Annotated in this window: 14 protein-coding genes and 1 pseudogene; 6 read left to right on the top strand and 9 right to left on the bottom strand. The window is 68.7% G+C overall.

Annotation, left to right across the window (positions count from 1 at the left end; all coding sequences use genetic code 11):
* Positions 1–71: 71 nt before the first annotated feature.
* Positions 72–905 carry an ABC transporter permease gene (locus AB0L97_RS00205; protein ID WP_355071999.1) on the bottom strand — a complete coding sequence of 278 codons (834 nt, stop codon included), beginning with the start codon at positions 903–905 and terminating at the stop codon, positions 72–74.
* A 70-nt stretch (positions 906–975) separates the two neighbouring features.
* A complete protein-coding gene (locus tag AB0L97_RS00200; RefSeq protein WP_355072000.1) occupies positions 976–1968 on the bottom strand; it encodes an ATP-binding cassette domain-containing protein in 993 nt (330 codons plus the stop codon).
* A gap of 119 nt (positions 1969–2087) precedes the next feature.
* On the opposite strand from AB0L97_RS00200, the pseudogene AB0L97_RS00195 reads away from it, so the two are divergent.
* A pseudogene (locus tag AB0L97_RS00195) lies at positions 2088–2362 on the top strand (hypothetical protein).
* Between the two features lie 48 nt (positions 2363–2410).
* On the opposite strand, the gene menE reads toward AB0L97_RS00195, so the two are convergent.
* From menE to AB0L97_RS00180, 3 genes are all read right to left on the bottom strand, one after another.
* The gene (gene menE, locus AB0L97_RS00190; protein ID WP_355072003.1) at positions 2411–3571 is read right to left on the bottom strand and encodes an o-succinylbenzoate--CoA ligase; all 1161 of its coding nucleotides are present in this window, start codon (positions 3569–3571) and stop codon (positions 2411–2413) included.
* A gap of 337 nt (positions 3572–3908) precedes the next feature.
* Positions 3909–4301, bottom strand: a complete 393-nt coding sequence (locus AB0L97_RS00185) for a VOC family protein (RefSeq protein WP_364424271.1) — start codon at positions 4299–4301, stop codon at positions 3909–3911.
* Position 4302: 1 nt separating this feature from the next.
* Positions 4303–5196, bottom strand: a complete 894-nt coding sequence (locus AB0L97_RS00180) for a 1,4-dihydroxy-2-naphthoyl-CoA synthase (protein WP_159841692.1) — start codon at positions 5194–5196, stop codon at positions 4303–4305.
* Positions 5197–5383: 187 nt separating this feature from the next.
* Between AB0L97_RS00180 and AB0L97_RS00175 the strand changes: the two genes are divergently transcribed.
* From AB0L97_RS00175 to menD, 3 genes are all read left to right on the top strand, one after another.
* The gene (locus AB0L97_RS00175) at positions 5384–6040 is read left to right on the top strand and encodes a PaaI family thioesterase (RefSeq protein ID WP_355072005.1); all 657 of its coding nucleotides are present in this window, start codon (positions 5384–5386) and stop codon (positions 6038–6040) included.
* Positions 6041–6114: 74 nt separating this feature from the next.
* A complete protein-coding gene (locus AB0L97_RS00170) occupies positions 6115–6561 on the top strand; it encodes a hypothetical protein (protein ID WP_355072006.1) in 447 nt (148 codons plus the stop codon).
* Between the two features lie 162 nt (positions 6562–6723).
* Positions 6724–8367 (top strand): 2-succinyl-5-enolpyruvyl-6-hydroxy-3-cyclohexene-1-carboxylic-acid synthase, encoded by a 1644-nt coding sequence (gene menD / locus AB0L97_RS00165; RefSeq protein ID WP_356962537.1) that lies wholly within the window; start codon positions 6724–6726, stop codon positions 8365–8367.
* A 5-nt stretch (positions 8368–8372) separates the two neighbouring features.
* Here menD and AB0L97_RS00160 read toward each other — a convergent pair whose 3' ends face one another.
* Both AB0L97_RS00160 and AB0L97_RS00155 read right to left on the bottom strand, forming a co-directional pair.
* Positions 8373–8597: a hypothetical protein gene (locus AB0L97_RS00160; RefSeq protein WP_355072009.1), complete on the bottom strand. Its 225-nt coding sequence runs from the start codon at positions 8595–8597 to the stop codon at positions 8373–8375.
* Between the two features lie 129 nt (positions 8598–8726).
* Positions 8727–8975 (bottom strand): hypothetical protein, encoded by a 249-nt coding sequence (locus AB0L97_RS00155; protein WP_356962536.1) that lies wholly within the window; start codon positions 8973–8975, stop codon positions 8727–8729.
* Positions 8976–9101: 126 nt separating this feature from the next.
* Between AB0L97_RS00155 and AB0L97_RS00150 the strand changes: the two genes are divergently transcribed.
* Complete coding sequence (locus tag AB0L97_RS00150; RefSeq protein ID WP_356962535.1) at positions 9102–9704, top strand: TIGR03086 family metal-binding protein; 603 nt, start codon at positions 9102–9104, stop codon at positions 9702–9704.
* Here AB0L97_RS00150 and AB0L97_RS00145 read toward each other — a convergent pair.
* On the bottom strand, positions 9701–10315 hold the full coding sequence (locus AB0L97_RS00145; protein ID WP_364424266.1) for a TetR/AcrR family transcriptional regulator: 615 nt from the start codon (positions 10313–10315) through the stop codon (positions 9701–9703). The genes AB0L97_RS00150 and AB0L97_RS00145 overlap by 4 nt on opposite strands.
* 119 nt (positions 10316–10434) lie before the next feature.
* Here AB0L97_RS00145 and AB0L97_RS00140 point away from each other — a divergent pair, with 119 nt between their 5' ends.
* Positions 10435–11469 (top strand): aldo/keto reductase, encoded by a 1035-nt coding sequence (locus AB0L97_RS00140; protein ID WP_364424858.1) that lies wholly within the window; start codon positions 10435–10437, stop codon positions 11467–11469.
* A gap of 22 nt (positions 11470–11491) precedes the next feature.
* On the opposite strand, the gene AB0L97_RS00135 is transcribed toward AB0L97_RS00140, so the two are convergent.
* A complete protein-coding gene (locus tag AB0L97_RS00135; RefSeq protein ID WP_364424264.1) occupies positions 11492–11842 on the bottom strand; it encodes a hypothetical protein in 351 nt (116 codons plus the stop codon).
* Positions 11843–11944: the final 102 nt, after the last annotated feature.

Genomic DNA, 11944 nt, shown 5'->3' with positions numbered 1-11944 from the left:
TCGTGCGCGGCAGCACAGCGAAAGCGGGCCGGGTGACGATGTCACCCGGCCCGCTGTGGTGCGGTGATCGGTCACGCGCGGCGCATGTACGCCTTGACCGTGAGCGGGGCGAAGATCGCGATGACGACCAGCGAGCCGATGAGCGACCAAGCCAGATCGCTGCCGAAGGCGGCGCCGTTCATCAACCCGCGGCACGTGTTCACCATGTAATACACCGGGTTCACGTGATTGAGGCCCTGCATCCAGCCCGGCATCGTGCTCACCAGCGCGAAGGCGCCGGACATGAAGGTCAGCGGGAACATGATCATCATCGAGATGCCCTGCACGCCCGCCGCGCTCTTGCCGGTGACCCCGACCAGCGCCCAGATCCAGCTGATCGCGAACGAGCAGAAGACGATGACCAGACCCGCCGCGACGACCCCGAGCACACCGCCCTCCGGGCGATAACCGATGGCGACGCCGACGACGATGGTGAGCACGGTGGCGAGGGCGTAGCGCACCATATCCGCCAGCAGAGCGCCGGCCAGCGCCGAGACGCGGGCGATCGGGAGGGATTTGAACCGGTCGAAGACGCCCTTGTCCATGTCCTCGCGCAACTGGGTGCCGGTGACGACTGAGGTGAGCACCACGGTCTGCACCAGGATGCCGGGAATCAGGACCGGCAGGTAGTCCTGCACGCTGCCGCCGATGGCGCCGCCGAAGATGTAGGCGAACAGGGCGGTGAACAGGATCGGCTGGATCGTCACGTCGAACAGCTGCTCGGGCTTGTGCTTGATCTTCAGCAGGCCGCGGTAGGCCATGGTGAACGAGTTCGCCGCCGCTTGGACGAGCGGAACGTGGTTGCTCACTTCGGGGATCTTCGTCGGCGCCGTTCGGCGCGTCTCGGTCGCGGTGATGGTGGTCATGGTCGTGTTCCTTCTCTGCGTGCGCGGGATCCGGCGTGGTCACGCAGGCTGCTGCCTGCGGTCCGGACGCTCATGCCGCGCTTTTCGCGGAATCGTCGGTGGTGTCCTCGGCCGGGTGGCCGGTGATGGTGAGGAAGACCTCGTCCAGGCTCGGCTTGGTCACGGTGATCTCATCGATGCCGATCTCCCACTCGCGCAGGCGGATCAGCAGATCGGCGGTGACTCCGGCGTCGGTCAACGGCGCGGTGAGCCGCCCGGCCTCCGGGGTGATCTGCGCTTCGACCCCGAGGAAATCGCCGACGATGCGGCGCGCCTCGTCGAGCTGGCCGCGATCGACCAGCGTCAGATGCAGCGACGAACCGCCCACGGAGGCCTTCAGTTCGTCGGCCGTGCCGTCGGCGATCACCTTGCCGCGGTCGATCACCGCGATGCGGTCGGCCAGTTGGTCGGCCTCGTCCAGGTATTGGGTGGTGAGCAGCACCGTCGCGCCTTCGCGGACGAGGCGGCGGATGGTCTCCCACATCTGGGCGCGGGTGCGCGGGTCGAGCCCGGTGGTCGGTTCGTCGAGGAACAGCAGCGGCGGCGTCGCGATGAGACTGGCCGCCAGGTCGAGGCGGCGTCGCATACCGCCGGAGAAGTGCCGCAGCGGCTTGTTCGCCGCCTCGGTGAGGTCGAATTCCTCCAGCAGCTCGGCCGCCTTGCGCCGGGCGTCGACGCGACTCAGGCCGAGCAGTCGGGAGAAGACGATCAGGTTCTCGGTGGCGCTCAGGTCCTCGTCGACCGAGGCGTACTGTCCCGTGACGCCGATGAGCGAGCGGACGGCCGTCGGCTCGGCGACCACGTCGTGGCCGAAGATGCGTCCGCTGCCGCCGTCCGGTCGCAACAGGGTCGCGAGCATCCGGATGGTCGTGGTCTTGCCTGCGCCGTTCGGTCCGAGCACGCCGTACACCGAGCCCTGCGGCACCGCCAGGCTCACGCCGTCGACGGCCCGCTGTTCCCCGAACACCTTGACCAGGCCGTCCGCCTCGACGGCGAGCGCTGAAGTTGGTGCGAAAGAAGTCATGTGGACAACTGTGGATGCCTCGACTTGCACGGCTCTTGCACGGCGCTGGCTTGGTTTCCGGCGCTACCCTCACGAATGTGAGCACAGCCGGTGATACGACTGCCGTGACGAACCTGATCATGAAGTACGCGGAACTGGTCGACGCCGGGGATTTCGCCGGTGTCGGCGCGCTGTTCGCCGACGGCGTCTTCGTCGGCAGCGGTACGACGATCAGGGGCCGGGAAGGCGTCGAGACGTCACCGTCTTCCAGGCTCTCCCGGACTTTCCCTTACAACCCGTGGCGGCAGGCCGCTACCACGACCGCTTCGAACGCGTCGACGGGCAGTGGCGATTCGTGGAGCGCCGGGTTCATATTCACCTGACGGGCGATCTGAGCCGCCACTTGCGCACCTAGCCATGGACGAGAGAGCTTCGCCGGACGCGTGCGCTGCCCGGCGATCCGCTAGCGGGTCGACTCGGCCAAGAGGTATTCGCGGAGCTTGGCGCGGTCGGGCTTGCCGGGGCCGCGGAGCGGGAATTCGTCGAGGACGGCCAGTTCGCGGGGGGCCGCGATGGAGTCCAGTTCGGCGGAGACGTATTCGCGCAGCTCGGGGAGGCTGGGGGTGGCGCCTGGGGCGGGGATCACCGCGACCGCGACGCGCTGGCCGAGCCGTTCGTCGGGCAAGCCGAGGACGACCACCTCGCTGATGGCCGGGTGGTTGATCAGCACGGCCTCGACCACCTGCGGGATCACCAGCAGGCCGCCGGTCGTGATCGCCTCGTCCAGCCGTCCGGTGATGCTCAAGACGCCGTTGTCGAAGGTGCCCGCGTCCTCGGTGCGGAACCAGCCCGGCTCGGCGAAGGCGGGATGGTCGGGCTGATTGCGGTAGCCGGAGGCGATCATCGCGCCGCCCAGCACCACCCGGCCCTCTTCGATACGGACCTTCGTGCCCTCCAGCGGCACGCCGTCGTACACGCAGCCGCCGCAGGTCTCGCTCATGCCGTAGGTGCGCACCACGGTGATGCCCGCGGCGCGTGCGCGCTCGTAGACCGGCAGCGGAGTGGCCGCGCCGCCCACCAGCACACCGTCGAGCTCGGCCAGCGCGGTGGCGGCGACCGGCGACTCCAACGCTTTGATCAGCTGGGTCGGCACCAGGGCCGTGTAGCGCCGCTCCCCGCGCATACCCGAGATGGCGCCCGCCAAGGCCTCGGGCAGGAATCCGCCGGACACGTCGAGCACGGTGGGTTCGGTCCCCGCCAGGATGCTGCGCAACAGCACCTGGATACCGGCGATGTGATGGGTCGGCAGGGCCAGCAACCAGTTGCCGGGGCCGCCGAGCCGGTCGTGGGTAGCGGTGCCGCTGGCGCGCAGGGCCGACGAGCTGAGCATCGCGCCCTTCGGTATGCCCGTGGTGCCCGAGGTGGTCACCACCAGAGCGATGTCCTCGTCGATCGGCTCGCCCGGCGACAAAGCGTCGCTCAGGCGCCTCGCCTCGCGCCGATCGCTGGTGGGAATGGGGAGCCAGGCGGCCCCGTTACCTTCCAGCGCCTCCCGTAGGTGGGGCATGACGTCGCCGAGACCGGACCCGGTCGGCATCGGCAAGGTACGCAGTTTCTTGGTCATGCCATGCCTCGCCGCTCGCCCGGCTCGGTGGTGCCCAGAGCCGCTGTGCCCATGGCTCGCTCGCTGCACTCCCTCACGGTAGGGATCGTGTCATGCCCGCGCCGCCGCGTGCGGAACGGGTCGGTATGCCGGAGTGGCGCGCCCGTAGCGCGGCCATCCGGTCGGATCGGGGCTCAGGTGGGACAGGCATCGAGACTGCGATTCACTCGTCGGACGGGACACGGACACAGCCGGCCCGGACGTCGGCGGTCGGGTGGCCATCCGAGCGTTATCGTCCTCGCCGGTCGGCGCGTTGGCAACTCGGTGCGGCCCGCCGAACTACCGAATGGAACCGTTGCTACGACGCCTGCCAGCGGGAATCCCGCCGGATCGGATGGGCAGGCGGAACCTCCACCAGAACGATCGGCACACCGTCCGGATCGCGTATCCACATCTCGTGCAGACCCCACGGCTCCTCGACCGGGGCGCGATCGATCGCGATGCCCTTCAGCGCCAGTTCGACGGCGGCGGCGGAGAGGTCGCGCACCTGGAGCCAGATCGCGCCCTCGAACGACGACGATTCTCCGGACCCGCCGTGCGCGGCCACCTCGATCAGCGACTGTCCCGCGAAGAAGACCGTGCCGCCCGGATACTCCCGCGCGATGGCCAGTTCCAGCCCGTCCCGGTAGAACGCGAGCGTGGCCTGGTAGTCGGCGGGCCGCAGGATGATCCGGCTGCTGAGGATGTCCATGTCAGAAGTACCAGGGGTACGGGGTCCAGTCCGGCTTGCGTTTCTGCAGGAACGCGTCGCGGCCCTCGACGGCTTCGTCGGTCATGTAGGCCATCCTGGTCGCCTCGCCCGCGAAAAGTTGCTGGCCCACCAGTCCGTCGTCCAGCAAATTGAACGCGTACTTCAGCATGCGCTGCGCCTGCGGGGACTTGCCGTTGATGTCGGCGGTCCACTCCAGCGCGACGTCCTCCAGCTCCGCGTGGTCGACGACCTTGTTCACCGCGCCCATCTGGTGCATCTCCTCGGCGGTGTAGGGGCGGCCCAGGAAGAAGATCTCGCGGGCGAACTTCTGGCCGACCATCTTGGCCAGGTACGCGCTACCGTAGCCGCCGTCGAAGCTGCCCACGTCGGCGTCGGTCTGCTTGAACCGGGCGTGCTCGCGACTGGCCAAGGTCAGATCGCAGACCACGTGCAGGCTGTGACCTCCGCCCGCGGCCCAGCCGTTCACCAGCGCGATCACCACCTTCGGCATGAAACGGATCAACCGCTGCACCTCCAGGATGTGCAGGCGGCCCGCGCGGGCCTGGTCGACCGTGTCGGCCGTCTCGCCGCTGGCGTACTGGTATCCGCTGCGACCGCGGATGCGCTGGTCACCCCCGGAGCAGAAGGCCCAACCGCCGTCCTTGGGGCTGGGCCCGTTGCCGGTGAGCAGCACCGCGCCGACGTCCGGAGTCATCCGCGCGTGGTCGAGCGCCCGGTAGAGTTCGTCGACCGTGTGCGGGCGGAACGCGTTGCGCACCTCCGGCCGGTCGAACGCGACACGCACGGTGCCCTGCTCGATGTGCCGGTGATAGGTGATGTCGGTCAGGTTCTCGAATCCCGGAACGGGGCGCCACAGCTTCGGATTGAACGTCACCGGGCAATGCTAGGTCTCGCTTCGCCTGAAAGTCGTGGTCGGGCCCGGGAAACGTCGACGACCCGGACTTGCGATCCAGCGGCGGCGGAGGCGAGCGGTGCGGTCGAGGCCCCGCGAACCCGGGCATTCGCGCGAGGTTGGCCGGACTTCGATTTGACGGTGTAAAACTACGCGTTACCGTGCAAGTATGAGCGAGCGAGTGAAACCGGTTATAGACCGGAGCGCGGTGGACGGATCCCGGTACGAGAAGCACGGCGGGTTTCCGAAGGTCACACCCGCGAAGGTCGGGCCGAACTTCGGCGGGTTCATCGAAGCCATGCGGACGTTGCAGGATCTCGCGGTGAGCGCGAACGCACCGGACGATGTCTTCGGGGCCGCGCAGGCCAAAGCCCGCGAGCTGATCGACCTGCTCGAGCCCTACCGCGCCCCCGAGTTGCATGGGCCGGCGGGCCGCGCGGTCGAATTGCCCGGGCGGGGAAGCCTTCTGCTGTTGCCGTGGCGGGTGGTCGAGGCGGGGCCGGACGGCATCGAGATGACGGGTGTGTTCCGCCGCTTCCATCTCGGCGGCAACGGCGCCGCGCACGGCGGTGTGCTGCCGCTGCTGTTCGACGATCTGCTCGGCATGATCGTGCATTACGCCGGACGGCCGATCAGCCGCACCGCGTATCTTCACGTCAACTACCGCAAGATCACTCCGCTCGAGACGGAACTGACGGTTCGCGGACGGGTCGATCGGATCGAAGGGCGAAAAACTTTTATCACCGCCGAATTGCTCGATGAGCAGGGCGATCTCCTCGCGGACTGCGAAGGTCTGATGGTCGAGTTGCTACCGTGGCAGCCGTAGCCGGGTGAATGCTGGCGCGGGCACGTATAGTTGCCCTCGCTCGTTCATCGATACCGATCCGGAGGAACCTGAAAGTGGTTGCAGCACTGTCTGAATCCCTGCTCGACGACGCGAAGCGCCCGGCTTTCCTTGCCGATGCCGTCGAGGTTCTCGACGCCGAGGTGTCGGACAAGGGTGGTGCGTCCGGCCTGGCTGTGAAGGGTGGCTACGCGGCGGTCAAGAAGATCAGCCCGTCCATCGTGCCCGATGCGCTGGAGTCGTTGGCGCCCAAACTGGTCGCGCAGCTGGAGCCGTTCTGGCAGGAGTACACGGCGTCGGGCTCCGGCAAGTTCGCCGATCTGCTCGTCGCCAAGTCCGATGAGGTCGCCGAGGCGTTGCTCGCCGTCACCGACGCCCGGGCCGAGTCCTCCAGCCGCCCTGCCCTGCAGAAGGTCTACTCCTCGATGCGTTCCTCGGCGAAGAAGAACGTCATCGAGGCGCTGCCGCGGGTCGGCGACCTGATCCAGAAGCACGCTGGATGATTTTGTGACTCGCGTCCGAGCGACCGCCGCCGGCGACTTCGTCGCGTACGCGGCGGCACTCGGACGCGAGCCCGGCCGCGAATGGGCCCGTGTGCGACGACACAGTGTGATTGCGAGCCTCCCGGCGCGGACTTCTAGTTGACTGTCTGCCAGTCTGGAGGCGTGAACCCGTCTACAGCACAAGCGCAGGTCGTCGTCGACGAACTCGTGCGCGGGGGCGTGCGGGATGTCGTCCTGTGCCCCGGCTCCCGGAACGCTCCGCTGGCATTCGCCCTGCAAGCCGCCGATTCGGCCGGGCGACTGCGCCTGCACATGCGGATCGACGAGCGAACGGCGGGCTTCCTCGCCGTCGGGCTCGCGATCGCGAGCCGGCTCCCGGTCCCGGTCGTGATGACCTCGGGTACCGCGGTGGCCAATCTCGGGCCTGCCGTGCTGGAGGCGAACTACGCTCGGGTCCCGCTGGTGGTGCTCAGCGCGAACCGGCCATACGAGCTGCTCGGCTCCGGCGCCAACCAGACCGTCGAACAGTTCGGCCTGTTCGGCAGCCAGGTTCGCGCCACCATCTCGCTCGGTCTCGCGGAGGAGGAGCCGGGCGACGCCGAGCATCCGCCCTACGGCCGGCAGAACAGCCAGTGGCGCTCGGCGGTCTGCCGAGTGCTTGCGGCGGCGCGCGGTACCCGCTCCGGCAACGCGGGCCCGGTGCACTTCGATGTCCCGCTGCGCGAGCCCTTGGTCCCCGACTTGAAACCGGGTGAGACGGCTCCGGCGGGCCGCGCGGGGGAGTGCGCCTGGACCGACACCCAATACGCCACCTTGGACGTGCCGCTCGATCTCGACCTCACGCCCGACACGGTCGTGATCTCCGGACACGGCGCAGGCTTGCGGCCGGAGCTGGCGAATCTGCCCACCGTCGCCGAACCCACCGCCCCCATGCACGGTCCCGCGCTGCATCCCCTCGTGCTGCCGCTGTTGCGGCCGACGCAGGCGATCATCACCGGCCGCCCGACCCTGCACCGGCAGGTATCGAAGGTGCTCGCCGACCCGGACGTCCGGGTCTACGCGCTGACCACCGGTCCGCGTTGGCCCGACGTGTCCGGCAACGTGGTCGGCACCGGTACCCGCGCCGTTACTGTCGGCGCACCCAGCGCGCAATGGCTCGAGCACTGCCGCGAACTGAACGCGAAAGCCGACCAAGTGGTGCGTGGCGCACTCGCGCGGCACCCCAAGCCGACGGGGCTGCACGTCGCCGCGGTCGTGATGGACGCGCTGCGCGACGGTGACCAACTCCTGCTCGGCGCCTCGAACCCGGTGCGAGACGCGGCGCTGGTGTCGCATCCGCGTCCGGGGATCAGGGTGCTGTCGAATCGCGGCGTAGCGGGTATCGACGGCACGGTGTCCACCGCGGTCGGCGCCGCTCTGCACCACGACGGGCGCACCATCGCCCTGATCGGTGACCTGACCTTCCTGCACGACGCGTCCGGCCTGCTGATCGGGCCGGGCGAACCGCGGCCCGCCGATCTGACCATCGTCGTCGCCAACGACGACGGCGGCGGCATCTTCGAACTGCTCGAGCAGGGCGACCCGCAATATGCGGGCGTGTTCGAGCGGGTCTTCGGCACCCCGCACGGCATGGATCTCGCCGCTTTGTGCGCCGCCTATCGCATTCCGCACCGGCAGGTCGATCCGCAGCAGCTGGCCGTCGAGCTGACCGGGCACGCCCATGGCATACGGGTGCTCGAGGTGGCCACCGAGCGGTCCAGCCTGCGGGAACTGCACGCGACGGTGCGGGCCAAGATCCAGCCCTGACCGGGTCAGTAGCCGGATTCGTCCTCGGGTTCGTCATCGATCGGGACCGCGATGGACTGTTCGATCACGTCCGCCGGGTTCGCCTCGAAGGTGTCGCGCTCCGGAGTCGCCCGTCCGACGGCTTCGTCCTGCTCGGGCTCGTCGGCGAGCACTGGCTCCTCCGGATACGCCGGAACGGACTGCTCGGCGAGATCGGCCTCCGGGATCGCGTCGGCAAGGGGATCTGACATCGTGCGCTCCTCTCCGCGTAGGCCTCTCCATCGGCATACCCGTCGTGGCACGCCGCAATCGAGGCGGACGATCAACTCGGACTGCATCGAGGATGCCCGCGGTCCGGGCGTACGGCAAGCATCCGGCGCTCAGTGTTGTCGCGCTTCGCCCACCCGCGCCGCCGTCGCGTCCGCGGGGTGTTCGACCAGCGCGAGCATGCGCCCGGCCATGAACCGCGCGGTCCGCACGGCCGTCCCCGATCGCGTCACTTCGCTGACTTCGACCACGCCTCGCGCGATCCTCACCTCGACCCGCCTACCAGCTCGGGTAGCCGCGATCTCGTAACTGCGGGACCCGTCGCCGACGTCGACGACGATCTCCACCCGATCACCCTTCATCTTTCAATTATCCGCTTTTCCAGGGCTTTTCGCCGCTACGGGTTGATTGCGGAACGACTCGCCGCTCAATTTCGGCGTCTCGCTCCGTCTCTATTTCCGGAGACGTCCCACACCTGAGGAGGCCCGATGAATCCCGAGTTCGATTTCGAGCCCGCGGCCGCCACTCTGGCGACCGTCGTCGGCGGCATCGCCGACGACCAGCTCACGGCGCCGACACCGTGCGCCGACACCACGGTCCGCGATCTGCTCGCCCACGTAGTCGATCTGACCGAGGCATTCCGTCAGTCGGCGACCAAGGAGGCCGTCGGCGGATCCGTCGCGCCCGGCGCCCCCGCCGAGCGCGCCTTGGCGGAGGACTGGCGCGAGCGCATTCCGGCTCAGCTCGATGCCTTGGTGGCGGCGTGGCGGGAGCCGGCGGCCTGGGACGGCAACACGGAGGCGGGCGGGGTGAACGAGCCCGCCCCGGTGATGGCCAGGATCGCGCTGGACGAGGTCGTCGTGCACGGCTGGGATCTCGCGAAGGCCACCGGTCAGCCGTTTTCGTGTGCCGCCGAAGATCTGGCGACCTTGCTGGACATGCTGCGCGGCACACCCGCCGAAGGGGTGCCGGGTCTGTTCGGGCCGGTGGTGCCGGTCGCGCCCGATGCCACCGCCTTGGAGCGAGTCCTCGCTTTCACCGGTCGCCGCGCCGACTGGACCGCGGGTGACCGGGGAGCGGTGCTCGGCTAGTCGGCGGCGGACACGAACGTGCCCGCCCGTACGGCATCGACGGCGGCGCGGGCGGCTCGGTCCGCCACGATGTCATCGATCGGATCGCCGCTGGCGAGCAGCCGGTAGTACAGCGGTGCCGACACCGCGGACAGCACCGCGCGTGCGTCGGTGCGCTCGGGCGCTTCGCCGCGCGCGATGGCGGCCGCCACGCAGACCGACCATTCGGTGAGACGCACGTCGTAGAAGCGGCGCAGGGCGGCTGCGGTGGACTCGTCGCAGGTGGCGGCCGCGATCACGGCGCGGAAGAGCCTGCCTTGGCGAGGATCGGACAGGGTTTTCGCGACCAGGCGGGCATTGGCGGTGAGGTCGCCGAGGAGCGAGCCGGTGTCGGCGTGCGGCAGCGACTGCTCGGCCATGTCGACCAACAGGTCCGCGATCAGGCCGGTGGGTGTGCGCCAGCGGCGGTAGACGGTGGTCTTGCCGACTTCGGCGCGTGTGGCGACTTCGGCGAGGTCCAAGTTGGCGAAGCCGCGTTCGGTCAGCAGGTCGCCCGCGGCTCGCAGTACGGCCGCGCGGACCCGGGCGGTCCGTCCGCCGGGCCGGACGGAGCCGGGGGTCGCGTCATCCATGACCGTAACGGTACTCCAGTTTCATTTACGCGCGAAGGGGTGTACCGTCCGAAGCGTTAATGGAACAACAGACCCTTTAGGAGGGTGGTCCAGTGAACGTTCGGACGGTTGAGACGCAAATGGAGTACCGGCGGCTCGGCGCGTCGGGTCTGCACGTCCCGGCATTGAGCTTCGGCGCGGGCACCTTCGGCGGTCGCGGCGAGCTGTTCGGAGCATGGGGCGATACCGATGCCCAACAGGCGCGACGGCTGGTCGACATCAGTTTGGACGCAGGCGTGACCATGTTCGACACCGCCGATGTCTATTCCGACGGTGCCTCCGAAGAAGTGCTCGGCGCCGCCGTGAAGGGCAGACGCGATCGGGTGCTGCTGTCCACCAAGGCGACGCTGCCGACCGGACCGGGTCCGCGGGACGCCGGTTCCGGCCGGGCCAGGTTGATCGGTGCGGTGGATGGATCGCTGCGCAGGCTGGGCACCGACTACATCGATCTGTTCCAGCTGCACGCCTTCGACGCGGGCACGCCGGTCGAGGAAGTCGTCGCCGCGCTGGACGATCTGGTGCGCGCGGGCAAGATCCGCTATGTCGGCGCGTCCAACTTCGCGGGGTGGCAGTTGATGAAATCCCTTGCCGCGGCGGATCGCAACGGGCTGACCAGGTACGTCGCGCACCAGGTCTACTACTCGCTGGTCGGGCGGGACTACGAATGGGAGCTCATGCCGCTCGGCCGCGACCAGGGCGTAGGCGCGGTGGTCTGGAGTCCGCTCGGCTGGGGCAGGCTCACCGGCAAGATCCGCCGCGGACAACCGCTTCCGGAAGGTAGCCGCCTGCACCGGACCGCCGAGGCAGGCCCTCCGGTGGACGACGCGAAGCTCTACGACGTGGTCGACGTCCTCGACGAGCTGGCCGTCGAAACCGGCAAGACGGTCCCGCAGATCGCGCTCAATTGGCTGCTGCGCCGCCCCACCGTCGCGACGGTCATCGTCGGCGCCCGCAACGAGGAGCAACTGCGCCAGAACCTCGGCGCGATCGGCTGGGAACTCGACGCCGACCAGATCGCCCGCCTGGACAAAGCCAGCGCCACCACCCCGCCCTACCCCTACTACCCGTACTACCGCCTCCCGGACTTCACCCGGCTCAACCCGCCCGCGGTGTGAGCAAGTATTCGACGGCGGGCGGTCAGCCCCCTCTGATCGGCGTCGCGGTGAAGCCGAACTTGCCGATCGTGATCACGGCCGGACCGTCGATGCGGTCCAGGTCGTATATCGCCTCGCCGAGGTGGGTGGACATCAGGACCATCCACCAGTCCCACGAAGTTGTGGCGCTGCCTCGTGAACCGTCCTGCGCGATACGCCGGTAGTACGCGAGCAGCGTGCCGGGCGAGAACCGCATGGCGATCGGCGGAGTCAGCGCCGCCTCGTTGCGTTCGACAATGTGTGGGACGCCATGCAATACCTGGATTTTCAAGCCTTCCCACGTCCCGGCTCGAACGATGGAGTCCGTCAGTTCGTCGTGTGTCGGATCTTCCATGGCGGCCTCGTCCCCCGGCGGTCGGTGACGGTCGCTTCGAACCCGTCGTGTTTCTTGACGGAGCGGAGTGCGACCGCGTTCCATGGTGTGATGCCGATCACT

This window comes from Nocardia sp. NPDC051911 (assembly GCF_040681035.1).
Taxonomy (GTDB): domain Bacteria; phylum Actinomycetota; class Actinomycetes; order Mycobacteriales; family Mycobacteriaceae; genus Nocardia; species Nocardia sichangensis.
This window is presented reverse-complemented; position numbering and strand designations above follow the sequence as displayed.